This is a genomic window from Roseburia sp. OM04-10BH (genome assembly GCF_003462605.1).
GTDB classification, from domain to species: domain Bacteria; phylum Bacillota; class Clostridia; order Lachnospirales; family Lachnospiraceae; genus Roseburia_C; species Roseburia_C amylophila.
Window position 1 is genome coordinate 1 of sequence record NZ_QTZI01000041.1, and the last position, 640, is coordinate 640.

The 640-nt window shown below is 38.4% G+C and carries 1 protein-coding gene; it reads right to left on the reverse strand.

Translation table 11 applies throughout. The features are described 5' to 3' along the window. Nucleotides 1-419: helix-turn-helix domain-containing protein (locus tag DXB43_RS14970; protein ID WP_147343704.1), on the reverse strand; the 419-nt coding region annotated here is incomplete at its 3' end. Between the last annotated feature and the right edge of the window lie 221 nt (nucleotides 420-640).

Sequence of the window (640 nt, forward strand, 5' to 3'; positions counted from 1 at the left end):
GTGCTGCCCTTGTAATTCTTGCAGGCAAACTGGAATGATTCCAGAAACAGGTTATATTGCTTTAACATTAACAGCAGTAAATCTTTTGAAAAAGCATCTTCCTTTTTATTAAGGTCGAGAGGTAACTGTTTGAGAATATCGCCCATTGCATCACGAATCTGTAATTCTTTCTTATCCGTAATATCGGTTTCGTATTCATCGGTTTCACCTCTGAGCCATTCAATAGATACATGAAGTGCTTCCGAAAGACCTTCCAGCACCATCTTTTTGGTATTGTCAATCGAACCATTCTCATAACGCAGGATTGTGGAAGCGGTAACTCCCATCTTCTCTGCAACATAAGGCTGTGTCAGATTTAATTCCAGACGACGCTGTTTTGCCCTGCTGCCTATCAGCTTGCGTAGTTCTTTATCTTTCATGCTGATTGCCTCCTTTTTCGGTATGTATGAATTATAGCATGTACCTTACATAATTGCAATATGCAATTTAATGATTATTTTTAAAATTTCATAACGCTTGACAATGCAATATAAAACCGCTATACTAACAGCACAACAAAAATTGCATAATGCAATTTAACGGGAGGTGACAAGATGACGGAAAGAAAGATTGCATTATCCATCGAGGAAGCAGCCGACTA